The sequence below is a fragment of the uncultured Thiodictyon sp. genome (assembly GCA_903837595.1).
GTDB lineage: Bacteria > Pseudomonadota > Gammaproteobacteria > Chromatiales > Chromatiaceae > Thiodictyon.
Map to the genome: position 1 here is coordinate 24,584 of CAILVI010000447.1, position 6,724 is coordinate 31,307.

Below are 6,724 nucleotides of genomic sequence, written 5' to 3' on the forward strand. Positions count from 1 at the left end.
TGATATGTCGATCTTTTTCAACGGCCGCTTGCTGACCACCCCCGCCGTCGAGTCGGCCATTTACGACCAGGGCCTGGCCACGGCACACCCTGGCCGGGCGGGCAATATCGCGTGCATCCTCGGCACCTCTGAGGGTGGCGCGCCCAAGACTGCGCTATTTTTTGATAGCCCGGTCGTGGCTCGGCGCACTCTGCGCGGCGGCGATCTGCTCACCGCGGTGGAGATGGCTTTCAACCCTTCGGCCGAGACGGGTTCCCCGGCACGGGTGGCGGTCATCCGGGTGGAGCCCGCCGTGCAGGCGACCTTGATGCTCAAGGACGCCGCGACCAACAGTGTCATCAAGTTGGACTCGGTGGATTACGGCGCGCACACCAACGGGATCAAGGTCACCGTCGCGGCGGGGACAACGTCTGGGAAGCACCTGACGGTCCAGCAGGGCGAGAATTATTTCACCCGGGACAACATCAGCCGCACGCCGCTGTCCATTCGGTACTCGGGTGTGGAGGCCACAGCGACCGCGACCGTGACAGCGTCTGCGCTGACCCTCAAAGCGCCCTCGGGCGGGACCGGGACCGTGCTGACCCTGGCAAATTATGCCTCCGTGCGCGCGCTGTGCGATGCGATCAACGCGGTCCCGGGGTTTTCCTCGATCGCGCTGATCCCGGGCGATCCTGTCGTAGCTACCCTGGACGGCCTGGTCGCTACGACCTGCAAAGCGGTCGACCTGGCGGTCACCGCCGACCTGCAAGCGGCGGTGACGTGGTTTAATACGACCACCCGCGACCTGGTTTTTGCCACCCGCCGAGACGGGGCTCTGGCGGCCCCCGCGGCGCTGACCGGGACCTATCTGGCCGGCGGCACGAATGGGACCGCGCCCACAAACGATGACTGGCAGGATGCGTTTGACGCCCTCCAGGGCAGCGATGTGCAGTACGTGGTGCCCCTGTCCGCGTCAGATGCCATTCATGCCATGGCGGACGCCCATGTGGCATTCATGAGTGGCGCAGGAAAAATGGAGCGCAGGGCCTTTGTCGGTGGCGATGTCGTGTCGGGCACCCTGGACTCAGCGATTGCCGCCGCCAAAGTGGCCGCGATGGCCCTGAACTCCGATCGCACCGCGCTGTGCTTCCCGCCGATCCTGGGCTACGACGACAGCGGCGCCCTGGTGGCCCTGCCCGCGTACTTCCTGGCGGCCCAGGTCGCCGGCGGGTTCTCGGCGATGAATCCCGGACACACCATGACCAACAAGGTCCTGACCGTGCCCGGGCTGGACCCGCTCGTCACCCGGCTGTATGACTCCGACACGCTGATCGACGCCGGGGTGCTCGGTGCGCGCCAGACCCGGCGCGGGTTCATCATCTCGAAGGCCATCAGCACCTGGCTCGCAAACGACAACTACAACCGGGTGGAGCTCAGCACCGGAATCGCGCTCGACTTCGTGGCGCGCACGGTGCGCGAGGCGCTGGAGATATTTGTCGGGCGCAAGGCCAGCCCGGTCACCCTGCACGAGGCGATCTCGACGGTCGAGACGGTCCTGCGCGACCTCGCGCGCCCCGAACCGGTCGGGGTCGGCGTGATCGTCGGGGACGCGGCAAATCCTGCGTACCGCAACATCACCGCCGAGATCGAGGGCGATGTGCTGCGCGTCTGGTTCGAGTGCTCTCCGGTCATCCCGATCAATTTCGTCCTTGTCGGCATCTACGCCCGCGCCTACTCGGGCACGGCGACGGTCGCCAATAACGTCTAACCCAGGAGGAGCGCTCCATGGCTACCGAGCATCGAATTGTCCAGACGGGCAATCGCATCGAGATTCAGTTCGACGGCAAGGTCATCGGACTGTTGCAGAATCTGCGGCCGAGCGATGACATGGGTCTTGAACCGGCCAGCGGCGTCGGTGATATCCACGTGTCCGAGTACGTGCCGACGATGGCCCGGCATCACCTGACGGCATCCACTATGGTGCTGTTCTCGGGCAATCTGCGCGACGCTGGAATTGCGACAGAAAACGGGGACTCGGCCCTGAAGGGGCTGGTCTTCGACATTTGTGTATACGGCAAAGACCCTAAAAACACGGGGCTGCTGCGCAAATACATCAAGTGCTCCTACGCAAGCGGGGACGTCGAAATCGCAAAGCACGCAATCGTCGGGAGTAATGTGCAGTTCATGGCCCTGGATGTGGTCGGGACGAAACTCTGATGGCCGACTTGACCTTTATGGTGCCTGTGGACGCCGTCGGCGTCTTCGAGTGCCGCCGGCGCACGATGCGCGTGGCGGTAGCCATCACTGCCGAATACAACCGGCTGACCGAGGGCGCGGAGAGCATCGGCGGGGAGTTCGCGGGGATTTGCAACTTCCTTGCTTACCTCAAGGCGATGGTGGTGCGGGGTCCCGACGGCTGGGACCCCTACGCGATCGACCCTGACGACGAGGCAGCGGTGGCCGCCCTTCAGGACGTCTACGCGGCCATCAAGACCGCGGAGGGGCGATTTCGCAAGCCTGCAGGAGACCAGCCTCAAAGCGCGAGCGCGAGCGTGCAGCCAGTCCCTTGAGTGGTGGTACCGGGAGCGGTACCAGCTCCCGGCGACCGACCCGCGCTTCCTGGACTCTACACACGATGACATGCTGCTGGACGCCTGGGCGGCGTACTTTGAACATGCCCGCAGAGACGGAAAAGGCGACTTGATCGAGGATGACGAATTCGACCTGGACGCCATTCTGACCGACCTGGCTCGGCAGGCGCAGGCACAGGATGACACGGTGCCACCTGATGATTGGGAGCCCGCGGAGACCTGGGAGCCGGGCCAGGGCATCACCTGACGGGTGCCGACCCCCGGGGCGCGGCCGCTGGCCGGGGCGTTACCGGGTGGTGGATCGGCTCCCGGATCTGAGTCCCTGGGGGGCGCATTGATGGATGCCGACCATTACCAGGCACCGACGCCACAGGAGGTGCAGGCGCTGCTGAAGGGTCTGGGGCTGACCGGCGCCCAGGCGGCGGCCCTGATGGGGCTCAGCGATGGCCGCTCGGTGCGCAAATACACCGGGGGGGGGGAGTCACCGCGGTCGATGCCCTTCAGCGCCCTCTATGCATTGATCCATCGGGGGTGCGGGATCGCGGTGACGCCGCAGGGGTGGCGGGAGGAGGCGGAGGAGATACTGCGGGGATGAAAGCTAGCCCCGCCCGGCCGCGCTCGATGAACTGCGCAGCGGTCAGGAGCACCTTTTTTTTGCCCCCTGATGGCCGCCCTCCGTAAGCAGGCCCTAATCCGTCGTCTAGCATAAACAGGACCCGGGTATAACCCTCGCTAATACCTGTCGTGACACGATACTGAGGGAATCTCCCGCAGCGAGGCATCGCGCATGACAAACCGTGTCGGCATCGACATCGGGGCCAATTTCGACGGCATGGTTCAGGCCGGTAGGCTGGCCGCGGAGCAACTCAAGCAGGCGTTCAGCCACATCGGGGGCGGCGCGGCGGGCGGCGCGGGGGCGGGGGGGAGTGGAAGCGGGGCGGCGGGCGCCCCAGGACCGGGCTCGGTGCAGTCGGTCGACGCCCTCCAGAAAGCCCTGGCCCGGGCTAATTTGCAGTTCCGTGACACCGCGCGACATACGCGCGACATCCAGATCAACCTCCAGCGCCTGGCGGACAACCCCTGGATCAAGGAGCTGCGTCGCCGCGCCGTGGCGTCGTGGCAGAACTTCAACGACCCCCTGGGGCTAAATTTCTCCCGGCTGGGGTCTACCCCCCGGGCGGGCGGGCTGGTCCAGGCTCGGTTAGAGCGAGAGCTACTGAGAGACACCCGTCCCCCGCCGAGCCCCTCTCTCTTCCGGCGCATATTCCCGGGCAGCCCCCCGCCGGAGCACGTGCCGCCCCCCGGTCAGTCAGACGGTGGCGCGGGCGCGGCTGGAGGGGGCGCGGCGGCCCCGCCGGGCGGAGGCATTGGGGGAGCGGCCCGCTGGGCGGGGAGGAAAGCCTGGGGCGGCGCCAAGTCCATGCTCGCTATCGCGGGCGTGGGCAGCGCCATCGGGGCGGTGGCCACAGGGTTCCGTGAGTCCGTGCGGTCGTCCGAGTCGATCGGCTCGATCTACAAGTCGCTGACATCGGGAGCCGGCTTCGGGGACCTGCGCAAAGACGTCGAAGGTCTCGGGCAGTCGCTCCAACTGGCTACCGCGGACGCGGCTGAGCTGGCCGAGCACTTCGTGCGGACCAGCGGCGCAGTGGACAGCCAAGCCGTGGACCGGGCCGGGGTTGCGGGGCAGTTCGGGCGCGGCTACGGGCTCGACCCCGGTACGTCTGCGTCGCTCTTCGGCCGTGCGGAAGCGGTAGGATACGGCGGCGGCAGCAAATCGCAGCGCGACTTTGCGGCCCTGCTGGGGCAGACCATTAGCCGGTCCGGGATGTTCGCCAAATCCGAGCAGGTCATGACGGATATGGTCGGGGCGATCTCGGGGATTGCGAACAAGGAACTGCGCCCGGCCGGTGAAGGCGAGATGGGCAAGATCGGCGACATGCTGTCGGTGCTCTACAGCAACAAGGCCCTGCGCGACGGTGGCGCCACGAGTGTCCTGGACGCCTTTGGCAAAGCGGGGTCGGGTGGCGCCGGACCCGCGGAGGGTATGGCGTATTTGGCTTTCGGCGGTGCGGTCGGCTACGACCCCGCGAACATGGAGATCATGAAGGAGGCGGGCTTGGGGGCATCGCCAAAAAGCCTCGGCCTGGGCAGCGACACGCGCACCAAGGCCGAGCTGCTGTTTGGTGCGTACGCAGGCGTGGCCGAAGGGATGCCGGGTGCGGACCTCAGGCGGCAGTTCGGCTACACCATGAATAAACTCGGCGGGACCACCTCGGCACAGGGCGGGGCTATCTGGGATCTGATGACCGATCCCGCGCTGCACAGTGACGGCCGGAGCTTCGGCGGCTTCGCTCAATGGATGGAGAAGGCCACCGGCGGCGGCCTGGAGCGGGTCAAACCTGGGGGGATTGCGTCGCTCAGCCGGCTCTACACGGGACAGGCGGACGTCCACGCGATGGCGGAGCAGTACCGCACCGCTCCGGGTGTCGACGCCGAGATGAAGGGCCAGCTGGGCGCGGCGATCCAGTCGGGCGATACCAGCAATATCATGGCGGTGCTCCCAAAAGTCATCGCGATGGCCGAGAATCAGGGCACCGAGGAGGACCTGAACCGCCAAGCGACCGCGGACTTGGCTGCCGGGCTCACCTCTCTCGGCGACCTGCTCGCGCCCCTGATCAATACCCTCAAGAGCTTCGACGGCGGGGTGCTAGGTAAAATCGCGGGCAGTCTGGAGACGATCGCCGGGTACATGGGGCGCGTCTTCGGAGCCGGGGCTGGCGTCGTCAAGACGACCGCCGGGTACCTGGGGCGCGTCTTCGGAGACGCGCCCTCCCCCCCCGGGGCTGGCGTCGTCGAGCGGGTCGCGAACGGCGCCGCTAGAGGGAGCCATCTCGGCGTGCTGGGGGGGGCAGCCGGGGCACTCCACGGGGCACTCCACGGGGCGCGGGACGGGGCCGCCCCGGGGGGCGTCGAGTCGCAGCGCCCTGATCCGGGCACTGACGCGTGGCGGGCGTGGGTGGGCGAATTGGAGAAATCCGCGGGTCTGCCGCCGGGGCTGATGGTCGGGACGGAATACGGGGAGACGGGCCACATCACTGACCGCGGCAAGCGCGCGGCGGCGGTCAGCCCAGCGGGCGCCCAAGGCTGGTGGCAACTGATGCCGGCTAACAGTGCGAAGTTTGGCGTCAACCCGCTCGACCCGCATGAGGGCGCGCTCGGGGCCATGCGCCTGCACCAAGCCAACAAACAGGCCCTGGAGCAACAGGGCATTACCCCGGACATCGAGCACCTGGCGGCGATGTATCAAAGCGGGCGCCCCACGGGCGGGACCGCAGACTACCTCAAAAAGGTCCTGCTCCGGTCCAACACCGGCGCCGACCGGGCGCCACTCAGCGCGGTTCCGAACCTGGGTGACGGAGGGGGCGAAAAAAGCCCCCTCAGCGCCTTGGCTGAACGTGCCGGCATCACATTTAAGGGCGGAAAATTCGATCCTAACGGCCCCCTGTTGGGCATGGTCGACCCGAGCATGAAGTCCGCTGTCGCCCTGGGGGCGCTGGCCAATCCAGACCTGGCGGTTGACGTTACGTCAGGGTACCGATCCAACAGCCTCAACCATCGTGGTGGCTACGCGCTGGACGTGCAGTTGCGCAACCGCAGCACCGGGAAAGAGTACATAAACTATGGCGCTCATGGGGCCACGCCGCAAGACGCTCGGGCGTATGAAAAATTTTGGCAGGACGCGACGGCGCTGCAAAAAGCGCGCGATCCCGCGTTCAACCCGCGCTGGGGTGGATACTACGTCGGCGGCAAGGACCCCGCCGATTTCATGCACGGGGACGTTACTCCTGGGGGCGCGGCTGCGGGCGGAGATCTGGTCACCGGCGCGACCCCGGAGTGGAACGCGCGCTGGGGGGGGTTTTCTCAGGGCATGATCGGGGGCAGCACGGCAACGCACCGACGTGCGCTGCTGGAGGCGAACCCTTCATTGCGTAAGTTCATCGGGGGCGGCGGGGACGCGGCGCCGACAGCCGGGGCGCCGGCGCTCGGTGGTCCACCCCCCGCGGCGGATGGCGCGCCGGCGCTCGGTGGTCCACCCCCCGCGGCGGATGGCGCGCCGGCGCTCGGTGGTCCACCCCCCGCGGCGGATGGCGCGC

The 6,724-nt window shown here is 67.3% G+C and carries 6 protein-coding genes; all 6 read left to right on the plus strand.

Annotated features, from left to right (window positions below; translation table 11 throughout):
- Positions 1-4: 4 nt before the first annotated feature.
- Entirely contained in the window at positions 5-1,747 is a 1,743-nt protein-coding gene (locus tag QZY44_RS26770; RefSeq protein ID WP_295455298.1) for a hypothetical protein, read from the plus strand.
- Between the two features lie 17 nt (positions 1,748-1,764).
- A complete protein-coding gene (locus QZY44_RS26775; RefSeq protein WP_295455301.1) occupies positions 1,765-2,196 on the plus strand; it encodes a hypothetical protein in 432 nt (143 codons plus the stop codon).
- Positions 2,196-2,549 carry a hypothetical protein gene (locus tag QZY44_RS26780; protein WP_295455304.1) on the plus strand — a complete coding sequence of 118 codons (354 nt, stop codon included), beginning with the start codon at positions 2,196-2,198 and terminating at the stop codon, positions 2,547-2,549. The genes QZY44_RS26775 and QZY44_RS26780 overlap by 1 nt, the downstream gene beginning before the upstream one ends.
- Before the next feature lie 70 nt (positions 2,550-2,619).
- Entirely contained in the window at positions 2,620-2,817 is a 198-nt protein-coding gene (locus tag QZY44_RS26785) for a hypothetical protein (RefSeq protein ID WP_295455306.1), read from the plus strand.
- 90 nt (positions 2,818-2,907) lie between these two features.
- Positions 2,908-3,165: a hypothetical protein gene (locus QZY44_RS26790; RefSeq protein WP_295455308.1), complete on the plus strand. Its 258-nt coding sequence runs from the start codon at positions 2,908-2,910 to the stop codon at positions 3,163-3,165.
- A 192-nt stretch (positions 3,166-3,357) separates the two neighbouring features.
- Positions 3,358-6,724 (plus strand): hypothetical protein (locus QZY44_RS26795; protein WP_295455311.1); only part of this gene is annotated, 3,367 nt, incomplete at its 3' end.

Excerpts from the sequence above, each read along its gene's own strand:
- QZY44_RS26770 (WP_295455298.1), top strand. The coding sequence starts at position 5 with ATGTCGATCTTTTTCAACGGCCGCTTGCTGACCACCCCCGCCGTCGAG.
- QZY44_RS26775 (WP_295455301.1), top strand. The coding sequence starts at position 1,765 with ATGGCTACCGAGCATCGAATTGTCCAGACGGGCAATCGCATCGAGATT.
- QZY44_RS26780 (WP_295455304.1), top strand. The coding sequence starts at position 2,196 with ATGGCCGACTTGACCTTTATGGTGCCTGTGGACGCCGTCGGCGTCTTC.
- QZY44_RS26785 (WP_295455306.1), top strand. The coding sequence starts at position 2,620 with ATGCTGCTGGACGCCTGGGCGGCGTACTTTGAACATGCCCGCAGAGAC.
- QZY44_RS26790 (WP_295455308.1), top strand. The coding sequence starts at position 2,908 with ATGGATGCCGACCATTACCAGGCACCGACGCCACAGGAGGTGCAGGCG.